6 protein-coding genes are annotated in these 14,095 nt (G+C 37.9%); 2 read left to right on the top strand and 4 right to left on the bottom strand.

Features of this window, described 5'->3' with window-relative positions; genetic code table 11:
• The first annotated feature begins 2,165 nt into the window (after nt 1-2,165).
• Nucleotides 2,166-4,640: an SNF2-related protein gene (locus NST83_RS20325; RefSeq protein ID WP_342418010.1), complete on the top strand. Its 2,475-nt coding sequence runs from the start codon at nt 2,166-2,168 to the stop codon at nt 4,638-4,640.
• Between the two features lie 73 nt (nt 4,641-4,713).
• Here the strand turns inward: NST83_RS20325 and NST83_RS20330 are convergent, their stop codons facing one another.
• Nucleotides 4,714-7,704, bottom strand: a complete 2,991-nt coding sequence (locus NST83_RS20330; RefSeq protein WP_342415453.1) for a DEAD/DEAH box helicase family protein — start codon at nt 7,702-7,704, stop codon at nt 4,714-4,716.
• A 290-nt stretch (nt 7,705-7,994) separates the two neighbouring features.
• Between NST83_RS20330 and NST83_RS20335 the strand changes: the two genes are divergently transcribed.
• Nucleotides 7,995-8,972 (top strand): DUF3991 and TOPRIM domain-containing protein, encoded by a 978-nt coding sequence (locus tag NST83_RS20335; RefSeq protein WP_342415454.1) that lies wholly within the window; start codon nt 7,995-7,997, stop codon nt 8,970-8,972.
• Nucleotides 8,973-8,976: 4 nt separating this feature from the next.
• Here the strand turns inward: NST83_RS20335 and NST83_RS20340 are convergent, their stop codons facing one another.
• The 3 genes from NST83_RS20340 to NST83_RS20350 are packed head-to-tail and all read right to left on the bottom strand — an operon-like array spanning nt 8,977 to nt 13,836.
• Nucleotides 8,977-11,652 (bottom strand): SMC family ATPase, encoded by a 2,676-nt coding sequence (locus tag NST83_RS20340; RefSeq protein ID WP_342415455.1) that lies wholly within the window; start codon nt 11,650-11,652, stop codon nt 8,977-8,979.
• On the bottom strand, nt 11,627-12,178 hold the full coding sequence (locus NST83_RS20345) for an ABC-three component system middle component 1 (protein ID WP_342415456.1): 552 nt from the start codon (nt 12,176-12,178) through the stop codon (nt 11,627-11,629). Before NST83_RS20345 ends, NST83_RS20340 begins: the two co-directional genes overlap by 26 nt.
• Complete coding sequence (locus tag NST83_RS20350; protein ID WP_342415457.1) at nt 12,178-13,836, bottom strand: dsDNA nuclease domain-containing protein; 1,659 nt, start codon at nt 13,834-13,836, stop codon at nt 12,178-12,180. Before NST83_RS20350 ends, NST83_RS20345 begins: the two co-directional genes overlap by 1 nt.
• Nucleotides 13,837-14,095 lie beyond the last annotated feature (259 nt).

Here is a 14,095-nt window from a genome sequence, read left to right on the forward strand (position 1 = left end):
TAAAACAGCTTTTAAATGAAGACGAATATGCAGCAGCCCGCAACTCCACAATTACTGCCTTCTACACCGAGCAATCCTTAATTCAGACCATCCATGCAACCTTGCAACGTTTTGGCTTAACCGATAGTGGTGCTGGTCGGCGATTGTTAGAGCCTTCACTGGGCAGTGGAAACTTCTTTTCCGTATTGCCTCCTGAATGGGAACATGCTGAACTTCACGGCGTAGAGTTAGACTCTCTAACGGGCAGAATTTCACGACAGCTCTATCCCAAGGCGAACATTCTTATCCAAGGCTTTGAAACAATAGACTGGCACGATCGACGCTTTGACGCTATCTTCTCCAACGTTCCCTTTCATAACATTCGTATCCACGACCGCCGTTATAGCAGCAGCCATTACATCCACGATTACTTCTTTATCCGTTCGCTGGACTTGCTCAAGCCTGGCGGCATGTTGGCTTTTATAGTCAGTAAAGGCACAATGGATAAACAAGACTCCAGTGTACGTCAGATCCTAGCACAAAAGGCCGAATTAATCGGTATGGTTCGTTTGCCGAACACGACCTTCCAATCCCTTGCCGGGGCTACAGTTACCACAGATATCGTATTTCTACAAAAACGGGAGTCACCTCTTACTCTCACACAAGCAGACATGCCCGAATGGATTGAGGTTGGTGAGACGCTAGACGGAGTGCCCATCAATCGTTATTACCTCTCTCATCCTGAAATGCTGTTAGGACAAATGCAATGGGATCGGGGTATGTACGGTGCAGAGAAAACGAGTGCCTGCATTCCATATGAGGGACGTCCTCTGCTACCTTCCCTGGAGCAAGCACTCGGTACATTACAGGCTCGTTTTCCAGAGCTACCGAATGAGATAAGCCTAACCCAAAGCAATAGCTCACCACTCTCACTAGATGGGGAAGAGGACCCCGTCCGAAAAGCACCTCCTGGTACAAAAAACTATACGTTTATCGTCGAACAAGAACGCATTTATTACTGTGAGGACGGTATTCTTCTCCCTCAGGACATCAAAGGCAAAAAAGCAGATCGCATCAAAAGCTTATGCGCCATACGCGCGGCTTTGCTTGATGTCATTGAGATCCAATCCCGCGAATACGGCTATGAAACAGAAGAACTGGAACAATCTCAATTCAAACTGAATCAAAGTTATGACCGTTTTGTTCATCAGTATGGAGCTATTAATGAACGGGCAAATACTTCTGCCTTTGCCGATGATGACCAACTACCATTATTGCGCTCTATTGAAGACTTCACAGCAGATAAAACCTGGACAAAAGCCGCTATTTTTACTCGTCCGACGATTCGAGTCAACGCCTTGCCGGAGCATACGGATGATCCGGTGGAAGCCTTACAAATTTGCCTGAACCACCGATTACGCATCGACCTGCCGTATATCGCCCATCTTTGCGGTAAAACAACCGATGAAGTACGAGAAGCACTAGGGGAACGAATTTTCCAAAGTCCGCAAGCTTATACAGGAGATACAGAAGAAGGCTGGGAGTTGGATGAGGAATATCTGTCTGGCAATGTTAAGGACAAACTCGCCTATGCCATGCTCAAAGCACAGACGTACCCGGATGCATTTCAGCGTAATGTTGCGGCACTTACTCGTGTCCAACCTGCTCCGTTGCTGCCTGGAGACATTGACTTCCGTATCGGCAGCCCCTGGATTCCAGTTAAGGTATATCGGGCCTTTATGTACGAAACATTTGGAACAGCACGAATCATGCAAGATTCACAGACCATTGATGTAGACTATCTCGAATACACCAATACATGGCGCGTATCTGGAAAATCTGTGGAAAGAGGCTCGATTAAAGTCAACCAGACCTTCGGTACAGGACGAGCCAACGCTTATGAGATTTTCGAAAGCAGTCTCAATTTACAAAGCATTACCATACGTGACCCTGTAACTTATCTGGATTCGAACGGCAATGAGCAAATCAAGTATGTGGTCAATGCCAAGGAGACGATGATTGCCCGCGCCAAGCAGCAGCAGATGAAAGAAGCATTTGCCTCTTGGCTATTTCAGGATAAGGACCGAGCTGATACACTGCTCTCCATCTACAATGACAAATTCAACACGATTCGCCCGCGCACCTATGATGGGGAGCATCTGGTGTTTCAGGGTATGAATCAGGAAATGAGACTCCGTAAGCACCAACAAGATGTAGCTGCCCGTATTATTTACTCTGGTACGGCACTCATGGCTCATGAAGTAGGAGCTGGCAAAACAGCGGCAATGATTGCTGCAGGTATGTATTTAAAACGAATTGGTGCAGTTCACAAACCTTTATACTGCGTTCCCAATCACTTGACTGAGCAGTGGGCCAACGAATTTTTGCGTTTCTTCCCCTCTGCCAATGTATTAGTGACTACGAAAAAGGATTTTAGCTTGGCTAACCGTCAACGTTTTGTCTCCAAAATTGCGATGGGTAATTACGATGCCGTCATTATCGGTCATTCGCAATTCGAGAAAATCCCCATCTCCCGTGACCGTCAGGAGCAGCTCCTGCAAGATGAAATCCACAACGTCTCTCACATGATTAATCAGATGAAAAAAGAAAAAGGCGACAATTGGAGCATCAAGCAAATGGTCGTGTTTGAAAATAACCTAAAATCCCGCCTGGAGCGTCTTATGAATGAAAGTAGAAAAGACGACCTCCTCACCTTTGAACAGCTTGGTGTGGATATGTTATTTGTGGATGAAGCTCATGCCTATAAAAACTGCTTCACCTTCACCAAAATGCGTAATGTAGCCGGAATTGGCAAATCCAGCAGTCAGCGGGCAACCGATATGCTGCTTAAGTGCCAATACTTGCAGGAGATGAATCAAGGACGCGGAGTTGTATTTGCCACAGGAACACCGATTAGCAATAGTATGTCAGAGATGTATGTCATGCAGCGATTTCTCCAGCCTCAATTGCTGCAAAAGCTGGGACTTAACTTCTTCGATAATTGGGCCGCAACGTTTGGCGAAGTTGTTTCTTCCCTAGAGATTACGCCAGAAGGCAGTGGCTATCGCATGAAATCCCGTTTTGCCAAGTTCCATAACTTGCCGGAGCTGATGAGTATGTTCCGTCTCGTTGCAGATATTCAAACTGCTGACATGCTAAAACTCCCCGTTCCAAAGTTGGAAGGCGATAAAGCTAACGTAGTTGTCAGTGACCGCTCCCCTTATCAAGAGCAGATGATGGATGATTTCGTTATGCGGGCTGAGAAAATTCGGAATAATGAGGTTGATGCTAAAGATGACAACATGCTCAAGCTAACTCATGAAGCCAAGCTGATGTCTATTGATCCTCGCCTTGTACATGAGGATGCCCCCGCTGATCCGATGTCCAAGCTGAATCTTTGTATTAATAACGTATTTGATATTTGGAAGGAAACGCATGCCAATCGCCTGACCCAAGTTATTTTCAGTGACAGCGGCACTCCAAAACCAGGGCAATTTAATGTGTATGATGAAATGAAATCCCAATTGGTGCTTCAAGGCATCCCGAAGCAGGAAATCGCCTTTATTCATGATGTCAATACAGATGTAGCAAGAGAGGCTTTGTTTGAGCAGGTACGCCGCGGCGAAGTCCGCATTCTGTTAGGCTCCACGCAAAAAATGGGAACCGGGACGAATATACAAACAAAGCTCATCGCTGCCCACCATATCGACTGCCCGTGGCGACCTTCTGATATCATTCAACGGGATGGACGCATTTTACGGCAAGGCAATCAAAATGAAACGGTGCAGATTTTTCGCTATGTGACCAAAGGAACCTTCGACTCTTATTTATGGCAAATCCAAGAGCAGAAGCTGCGCTATATGTCACAAGTCATGACTGGCAAAAGCATTTCTCGCTCCTGTCAGGACGCCGACGAAACGGTGCTTTCCGCCGCTGAGGTAAAGGCTGTTGCTGTTGGTAATCCCATGCTGGCTGAAAAAATGGAAGTGGACAATGAAGTAATCCGCCTCAAGCTACTCAAAACAAATTGGCACAACGAGCAAGTTATGCTGGAACGGCAGCTCAGTAAGCATTACCCTCAGGTGTTAGCCTCCTGTGCAGAAAAGTTAGAACAGTATCAGGCAGATTTGAGCCTTGCTGAACAGCACCAGCTTCAGGAGTTCTCCATCACCTTGGATAGTACGGTTTATGCCGAGCGTCCCCAAGCAGGAGAAGTGCTGCTTCTTTTATCCAAAGTCACTGAACTAGAGCATCAAGCTGTAAAGGTGGGGCAATACAAAGGCTTCGATATTTTGTTATCTCGCTCTGCCTTTGAACATGCCAATCTGCATCTGCGAGGAACGGGAACTTACACGGTTGAGCTTGGAGATTCAGCTTTGGGCAATATAAGCAGGTTAGAGAACCTTTTGGAGAAAATACCCGTCAGGATCGAGGCAATCAAACAGCAGCAGGATGAAACCCTCCACCAGATCGATGCAGCGAAGAAAGAAATCGGGAAGCCTTTTGAATTTGAAGATCGGCTGAGTCAATTTGTAGTGAGACAGTCTGAGATTAACTCGGCACTGGAGTTTAAGGAGTTACAAGAGCAAGCCATACTGAATGGAACAGAAGATGAGGAACAGAAAGTTCATTTCGGAGAATACAGAGAGATTGAACGATAGCCCAAAGCAAAAGGGAAATTAAAGAAGCACTCTTTACTAAGTGCTTCCTTAAAGGTAAGTTTAAAATTGGAATTTACGAACATATTAATTGAAATTTCAAACCATAAGTATCTAAAAGATAAGATTTTGTGCTGCCAAGTACCTGATGCATTTGATCAGAAATTGCTTTAGAATCAACCCCAGGTTGAACCACACTTATTTCCAAGCTAAAAGGGAACATTTTTAATCTATTTTTTATTTCATTCAATTTTCTAATATCCCCTTTTTGAAATCGGGTTCCATCACCTTTAGTAATTCGTGATCGCTCTCTGCTAATCATTCTATCAATCAAAGCTACACCATTTTGCTTCCAAATAATTGATTTTTGTGCTTGTCCGCATACCACATAAAGATCATCTACACGAGATCCTGGAGTAACTTTTGAAGAAAATTTACAGTGATAGAATTCAAATTCGATTTTATCACTTCTGCTCTTTAAAGTAATAATATCTGCAATCTCACCAGGATTATCATCATCAAAAATAATATCGTAATCCCTATCACTTAAAACACTGATCGTTTTATATTGTATAGAATTTTTTTCTTTATTTTTGCCTTGAGATTCTTTTGTTATATCAACATCTTTCCAGTCCCAAGTAATTATGCTACCTTCATCAATTTTTATATAGTCTTTGTGCTTTAACTTCGTATAATAATTTGATTCAAGTACAGACTGATCAACAAATCTAAATAATGGACCATTCTGCTGAAAATAATCAACGATCTTCTGCTGAGAACGTCCAATTTTGATATCAATACTTGGTTTATCAAGACAAATATAATAGGCAGAGTTATTTGTTTCGTTAAATCGCAATTCAAATGTAGCCCTAAAGCTATCATTGACCAACACAAATCTTAATGGACTTGTTTCATCAAAAGTATCAAGCAAGATATCCACTTCGTTTGCCGAATATTCCCCTAAAGGTAAAACGATAGTTGCTTTATCTTCAATATTAATTTGGAAGTCAATGGGCCATTCTACAGTGCAAGGAATTAAATTCGGTCTTTGCGCTATAATTTCAGGGACCAGAACTCCTTTCAATACATCTGTAACCTTAATTTCATCATCCAATAATTTAATCGCTATACCATTACACCAATTACGCCAAAAATCCAATGATTCGATCCAACGAGACCATATTCTTCCTTTATACGAACAGCCTATGCTTACAGGTCCATTTCCATCAAAACCCACACCAAACAAATTAGACTTTTCATTGTTTTCTTTTTGAGCTTCCGAAATACCTGTTGCCACATCAATACCAGCAAACATCTTATACCTTATCGGCCCATCAATTTTAGAATTTAGACCTACAGTTGCCAGCATAAGTCTATTTATACCATGTAAGCATCTAAATGTTTGTTCTCCAGAAATTACTTTAGCATCTGAAAATATGTTCTCAGACAACTTTCTATGGATAGACTTGTTAGTACTATTTATAAAGGCAACTCTAGTTTCTCTATTCCAATAAATCAAATGCAATTCCCAGTTCACATTACTAATTTCCTTAACTTTTGACCACTCAATTTTCCCATCAACTTTCTCAATAATTATTGCTATTTTTTCTTCTTCGTTGACTTTAAAAATACATTTATTTTCATCAAAAACATTTTTCCATCCCTCAACGTTCCAAGATGTTAATAACGTTGTAAATGCAACCATGCTCATTTTAGGCCTTAATTGCTCAATTCCAATGTCCTTCATCGAAAATCCAGAGAAGCCTCTCGACAAGTCTTGCAAAGAAATTTCTTTACCAATTGCATCTCCTGAGATGGTTTTCAAGAGCTTATTCCAATCAGCATCTTCACGGTAAAGATCCTTTATTGCTCCATCAATATCATCATTAGCAATATTTGCAATGACTGATGCTTCTCCCAAGCCAGTTTGAGCTCTTGCAAATCGACCGATAAATTGTACAGTTATTGCAAGACTTTTATATCTGTCATGAATAGCAGCAATTTTTAATTGAGGAATATCTACTCCTTCTCCAAACATATCAACGCAAACTAAAATCTTTGAGATGCCGTTTTTAATATTTGCAATTGCACGCTCTTTCTCCGATTTTGTTATTCCGCTGTAAACCAAAACTGGGTTGTAGTCACTATAATACTTTTTGTATATTTCATTGTATAATCTCTCAGCTTTACTTTTTCTACTAGAACGTACTAAAACAACATGATTATACCCATTTTGTAAGTCAAGCTGTAGGCGTTCTATAGCTTTTTGAGCAATGGAACGATCTGATTTTTCATCATCAAACTCGTAAATAGGTATAAAATTAATTGGACGAAAATATTCCTCTTCCTGTGCTTTTGAAAGTGGATAGTTGAAAATAATTTTACCGTCGATTTTCTTTCCATCATTCCTATAAGGCGTCGCAGTAAATTGAACTATCGGTTTTCTTCCAAATTTCAGTTTAAAGCTTTTCCAAGTGCCAGCTTCCACATGGTGACCTTCATCAATAAATAAATGAGAAAATGAATCGGCAATTTTTGATTTAAATCCCTCAGACAATCTATTAATTAATGACATTGTTATAATTACAACATTTGCTCTCTCTATTAGAGCATTTAACTCCTCAAGTGATGCTGGGCTTTTCTTTAATACCCCTACGATTGGACTCAATACACTATCAGGTACAACACCCAATTCTCTTAGAATACCAAGAGTTGCGAATTTGTCACCAATCTGGCTTCTCAATAAATCGCTAGGCACTATAATTAGAGCTTTCTCACAACGTTGTGCAACCACTGCGCAAACCATTGTTTCTGTTTTTCCAGTGCCGGTTGGCATCACTATAGTACTAGTTTCTTCACCAGTAGTCCAATGTGATAATAATGCAAAGAGTGCTCCTATTTGCGGTTTTCTTAGCCCATCAAATGACATAGAAGAACTTTCTTGAATAAAGTTAATTCCATTTTTCCACGATTCTAATACTTGAGAGGAGGATAATTGAGTTGAACTACTATTTTCAACATGCTGAATGATAAAATTCTTACCTATAGCTTCTTTATATAATTCCACAAAAATCTCCCCTTCAATTACAAATATATGTAAAGGCTCTAATATATAAGAAAAAAGTCACCAACTGTCTTTTATCAATTCGACTTAACTCCTAATTCCCCCTTCTAAATTTGTAGAAATTTGTATTTTTCCTATATAGGTGTGTTGCTGAATTAAATACCCTCCCCCACAAAGATTCGCTGCCACTCTTACTTAAAATTGAGTTGGAACATCAAGCTGTAACAATGGAGAAGATATTTTTCTATCCCATCCTGATTTACCTACCTAGGCAAGAATGGAGGAATATTTTCATGACAAAGCATGCCCTGTTTACCAAAGAGCAGATAAAATTGGCCAATCAGGTAAATTTGATCGGGGTTGCAAAATCACAAGGCTATATACTTGAGAACGGCGGCCGCCGCGCATATCATGCCAAGCAAAGTGGCGGTCTTTACTTCTTTAAGGACAGTAATCGGTATTTTCACTTTTCTAGTAACACACATGGCGGAGTAATTGATTTTGTCATGGATTTTTGTAGGATGACGTTTAAAGAAGCTGTCGCTTATTTGCTGGAATTGGCTCTACCTCAAATGGCTGTTTCCTCTTCTATGAGAAAACGGGGACATCTCATCCTTCCCGATAAAGCACCAAATTACAGACGGGTTATGTGGTATTTAACTCAAGTACGCGGAATAACACCTGAAATCGTCTCGTTACTCATGCATGAAAAGAAGTTGTATCAGCAGGATAAAACGGGCAACTGCGTGTTTGTCGGATATGACCAAGAAGGAGTTGCAAGGTATTGCTCTATGCGCAGCACCACTCCCAACAAGCCATACAAACAAGACCGAGAGTATTCCGACAAAAGTTATCCGTTTTATCTATCTGGGCATTCTGAAAGCAAACGGGTGTATGTATGTGAAAGTCCTATTGATGCTATGAGTCGGGCTACAATTGAAAAACTGCGTGTTCAAGATTGGAAAGCCGCTCATTATATTTCGCTCGGATGCCTATCCGATCAGGCACTGAAGAGATTTCTTCAATATAATGTGATTAAAGAGATTGTGTTCTGTTTAGATAATGATGCAAATGCTACTTATAGTAATGGCAGCCCCGCCCCCAATTGGGGGCAAGAGGCTGCCAGAAATTTAGAGATTACGTACCAAAACTCAGGATATACAACGATAATCAAAACGCCAAAACTAAAAGATATCAATGAAGATTTAATAAAAATTCGAAATGAGAAAGGAGCATTTTTTCCACAACAAGGAATAGAGTATGAAGAGTAAAAATTTATTCATAAAGAATCTGTTGTATTTTGTTTTGAGTAAGAAAAGGGCTTGTAAAACTAAAAACTTGAATATCATCCTTTTTATGTTCGTTCTTTTTCAAAAATAATTTTACAAAGTCTAGATCATGAGTAGAAAATATTATTTGCTTATCAATTTGACCTAAAACATCACAAATTGAATACTGATTTACATCATCCATATTTTGAATTGGGTCATCGATTGCAATAAAGTCAAGTGCATTGATATTTTGAGCCTCATTGATCGCTAAAAAAATAGAGAGTGCCAAGACGTTTAGTTGTCCAGAACTCAGTATATTCTCAGCATTACTTTCTTCAATACTATCCTCAAAAATAACTTTAATAGACAATTTTTCATCTGCCCCATCAAACTGAAGCGGATTGTTAGATGGAAGTGGATTTAGGTATCTATAATATTTTTGTATAGGCGAATTGTTGTCATTCAAATAATCTTTTGTGTCTGAATCAAAGAAATCAAATAATTGCATGATATAATCATTCAGAGAATCCGCAATTTTATCAATTTCAATTCTTTTGTTATTAAGCTTCTCAATAGTTTTTTCGACTTCTTGAATTTGGTTTTGAATTTCTTGATTTTGTTTAATGGTATATTGCACTTGACTTATATCTGATAGTCGACTGATCTTTCGCTCATTATTTAATATGGAATCTTTACTTTTTGAAATTAACGACTGAAACGGAATATCATAATGTTCCGGCTCTAGAAATATCTGCAGACGCTTTAATATGATTTGCTTATCCTGAATTTCAGAAATTTGTTGTTTAATGTTGCTCTCTATTTTATTCAAGTACTTTCCTACTCTGCCACTTGCTCTCTCCATGCGTTCAATTGACTGTCCTACTTCGTTTTCTGTTTTTATTCTCTTTGAAGAAGCTTCGCTTCCAAGATCCTTCAGTTCATCTTTTAGTTTTTCAAGTGAGATTATTAATTCAATAATTTTTTGCCGCAAAATAATTCCTTCTCTTACCTTGCTTAACTCCTCGTTTAAACCAGGAATTTCAGCCTTACTCAGTTCTTCAGAAAACAAATCGTTATTTCTGTAGGTATTGTATTCTTCTTGCAAACGATCCAATTCTAAATTCATTTTAGTAATATTATTGTTCGTTTCGTTGATTTGCTCGTCCGTTTTAGTTAACTTGTTAAAAATCTTATTTTTTAATAAAATGGCTTTGCTAACGTAAGTAGTATCCTCCTCCAACTTTGTAGTGTATGAAAGAATATTATGATCAATGCATGACTCAAGGTTTTCTTCAGGACTAGAAGAGCATACCGGACATTTTTCCAGCTTATTTGCAATAACATAATGTTTGATATCTGTTATGTTTGCAATAAGTTGAAGAAGTAAATTATCCTTGTTTGCTTGTATGACTAAAGATAGTTTCTCTGTCAGATTGAATAACTTTTCTTTTCTTTTTCTAAGAGTAGCTTCTCTTTTTCTTAAGAGTTCCCGTTCAGTAGGTAATTTTTTTTGTTGTTCTAAATTTAGTACTATTGTTGACTGGAAAGACAGCGCAAATTCTATAGAAGAAGCTCTCTTTCTCAAAATATTAAGATTCTCTCGAACTTTATTTAAGTCAATAGAATCCATATTATATGAGGCTAATTCTTGCTCCTTTTCTTGAATAGCAATCCGTGTTTGATTGTATCTCTGAATATTATCCCTTTCTTTTATTAGGGAATTTGTTCTTTGGTTTATTTTTTTCAAGAATTCTTTTATATTGTCTCCTTGGGTCTTTAGCTTTTCATTAATGGATTCTTTCTCAGAAATCTGGTTTACAATTATTCTAGCATTTTTGAAATGCCCTAAATTTAGTTCCTCGTATAGACTTAAAAATTTTTCGGCGTTAATCTTATCAGTTGATGCCTGCTCCCTAGTTTGAGTAATTTGAGTATCTAAACTACTATCAATATGAGCAATACCTATTTCGAATAATTTTTGATTAAAATCAAAAATATCAACCTGTTTCTTCACTTCCTCTTTGCTCTTAATTGAATTCCCTTGCAAGGTAATTTGATTACTTATAGCCTCAGACTGCTTAATCAAAGAAGTATGTATTTTCCTCATGTTATCAGACTCATTTAGTAAAGCCCTAAATCCCATAATATCTGCCAGTGCCCTAAAACGATCAGAAGGATCACCAGAGGTCACAAAATCTGTAACTTGGCTTTGAGACAATATAAATGTCTGTTTAATAAGTTTGCCATAACTACCACGATCAAAAATTGTCTGATCCAAAATCCCTTGTTTCAAGAATGTCTCTACTCCTACTTGCCCGTTGTAAGGAGTTCCATCACTACTAGTCAAAGTAACCTGTGTATTACCGTAATTATTTCCAGCAACGTTTCCAGTAACATTGAACCAACGAGTTAATGTGTTTCCTTCAAATTCAATAGAAACCGATACAACTTGACTTTCTTTGAGTTTACAACGTTTATTAAAAATGTCCCTTTTAATTTCTGCATCCGTGCCCTTCAAGTGAGAAATCTTACTTGTAAAGCACCATTCAATGGCATCAAAAAAAGAGCTTTTTCCAAATCCATTATCCCCATGAAGAATAGTTATTTTTCTCGTTAAATCAAATGAAATTTCCCCATAGTAATTTCTAAAATTTTCAAGAGTTATTTTGTCTATTCTCATAGCGCAGCTCCACCATTTTTATTATTTTTTTCGTTAGCTCATCCACTTGGTTGCCATTTAATTTATTCTGGTTGCCATCACTTTCTTGGAGAAAACTAATAATTTCTTGTAGGTATTCACTTTCCTCCTCTGAAGTCACATCGTTTTTAATCGGCTTACTTATCTCTCTAAACTTGTCAAGAAAGGGGATTCTATTTAAGTCTAAATCACTGCATATAGCATATTTTCGTAATGCCTTAGTGTCACGTTCAATTCTGTAATTTGTTTCAGAATCAATTTCGTTACCTATGCAGAATAGTAAATACGTATTCCAAATATTTTCATTACCCTCCATCAAAATAGATCTTATCTTCATTGAAAATGATTTTATCAAATCGCTCTCTTCGTTATAATGAAGTTTTTTTAACACTACGTTATTTATAGAAGACTTATAAAATGAAGCACCTAATTTCCTGATTTCTTCTATATCGTGTACTTCAAAACCATTTTCAAGTAATCTGTTATGAGTTGTATTAAAAATATCCATCAGTTCACCTCGTTACAATACTGATTCCAAATTTCTTGCATCTTATCTCGAAAAGAATGTTGTTCATCTAAAACCAAAACTTCGGAAAAATCACCTAAAATCTCTTTTCCTGGAATGACTTCAACCATATATGTTACTTTGTTAAGTGGTTGCTCATCTTCAAATCCTTTTAATTTAATCTCCGGAATGTTTTTAACCTCATGTCGGACGGTTTCCCTAAATCCCCTGTCTGTATAATTTTGAAACACAACTCTTAGTGACTTATCCAACAGGTAAAGATGATCATTCGTGTCAGATTGTTGTATGATTGATTCAAGTTTCTGTAAGCCTGATTCTAAATTACTTCTCAATTCCAAACTTAAAAATGAGAATAACAGGTTAGAAACCGTGCATTTCTTAGTTAATAAGCTATTCGAATCGGTGAACTCCAAAAATGAATTTTTGACAATCATCATGATAAAAACAATATTAAAAAAATCATATAGTTTTTGCTCTCTGTTTAAATCTTTTAAGTTGGCATAGGCCGAGCTTCGGATAGTACCGTCCACATATCTCTCAATCAGTGACCGAATATTCCCCCCGTTATCAACCCACTGTCTTAGATATTCGCGATAGGTATAAAGTTTATCTTTAAATACAGGTGCATGAACACCGGTCTCATTTTCACTGACAATAGAATCAATAATTTTAGAAATAATAGATATATTTCCATGTTTTTCGGTAGTCTGTTCAACCGAATCTAGGCATCTTGTTCTTATCTCAGCTAGTATTTCCTCTAATTTATCTCTTGTAATAAGCAATCTTTCGGCATTATCTCTATATATACACCTCGTGCATAAATGACCAATTAAGGTATTTAAATCATTGGGATGAACCCTGACCCTGTCTCCAACATCACTGAATAGCCACTCACTGAGCTTCATACATAAATGATTCTCAAATACCTCTAAATCTTGCAGCCCTATACCAGTATGTAAATAGAATCTCTTCAAAAGCTCTTTTGGTTTTTCTCCACATTTGACTTCATAATCATAGCGTTCTCCATTTTTGTCACACACGGGATCACTGAGCTTTAAAAGCAAATCATCATTGTCCGCAATGTCCATATTGTAATTAGAATTCCCTGTATACACATCAAAATCATAATTACCAGTTTTTATAAAATGATAACTCGAATACAACTGAAACTGCGTGATATACCCATTCATTTGCTGAAGTAGTTCCGCCTTAGATACCAATTTATCAATCCAACTGTTATTTTTTCTTTCTGTCCCCCCTGCTATAGGTGATCGAAGATATAACCCCGATGCGGGACTATCAGTTGCTTTCATTTTAACTTTTTCACTGCTCTTCACTTGGACGAATCTTACCATCTTACCTTTTCCAACTACAATGTCATCGAGATGCTCTATAAAAATGTAATCCCACTTGTCCTTTAGCATTTCGATTATGTACTCAATCGCAACTAAGAATTGATAATAAAACCCCGAAATTGCAACAATCCCCCCCGTCTCTTCCGGTATAACATTTGAAAGCAAAGTAGCAATCTCATCGCTAGACTTACCTACTACATTCTCTTGTAGAAAAGCTACATTTTCAGCGTTTTTTTCTTCTTGGTTATCAATATAATGCTCAATGATTTGTTCTAACTTATCCATAGTAAAATAATCCCCTTAAAATCAATATGTTCTTTACTATTAACATCAAAGCTACTCAACTCTAATAGTAGGAAACATTCGACATCCTAAGACAAAATACCTTCCAAAAGACTCCAAAATTTGTATCCTGAAACATCTGTTTTCCTTTTAAATATCACAAGCAGGTATGGAGGAAATCAATATGTATACTTATTCTTTTTCTCATTGGATATCTTTTCAGATTTCCCACTCTCCAAGAGGCCCGCCCTTTGGACTCTTG

Origin of the sequence: Paenibacillus sp. FSL R10-2782, from assembly GCF_038592985.1 — a bacterium.
GTDB lineage: Bacteria > Bacillota > Bacilli > Paenibacillales > Paenibacillaceae > Paenibacillus > Paenibacillus terrae_C.